The sequence below is a fragment of the Corallococcus sp. AB049A genome, assembly GCF_003668885.1.
Taxonomy (GTDB): Bacteria; Myxococcota; Myxococcia; order Myxococcales; family Myxococcaceae; genus Corallococcus; species Corallococcus interemptor.
Window position 1 is genome coordinate 1 of sequence record NZ_RAWL01001297.1, and the last position, 412, is coordinate 412.

A 412-nucleotide genomic window follows, 5' to 3' on the forward strand; every position below is an offset into this window, starting at 1 on the left:
TACTGAGGCAGAGGTCAGAGAAGATAATAAAATTATTGCATTAATATTTTTCATAATAAGTCCATTTTTAAACGTAGGGAGGCCGCCACCCACCAGGATGGAAATAGCGGCTATTGACATTTATAACGTTACGGAAGCCGTTTTTTCTTCTGTCTCAATTTCTTTATTTTTGCGTTGGTTGATTTCCTCAATAATCAACGCAAACCGTTTTTCATTGAGTGTGTAAAAGAATCCCATCGTCAATGCAGCAATAATTGCCAGTGCACAAGGCCAGATAAAAATGAGCTGACGCAAACCCTGTAATGTCGCATCACTTTGCGCGATGTTGGGAACATAACCGATTTGCGTCAGCATAATGCCTGGCAAGAAGCCAGCAAGTGCGGCAGAAATTTTACGAAAGAAGGTATAACCG

General features: G+C 40.8%; 1 protein-coding gene. It reads right to left on the reverse strand.

Annotated elements, in window-relative coordinates:
- Window positions 1-120: 120 nt before the first annotated feature.
- The coding region (locus tag D7X55_RS47055) for an MFS transporter (RefSeq protein WP_199747460.1) at window positions 121-412 on the reverse strand (292 nt) is incomplete at its 5' end.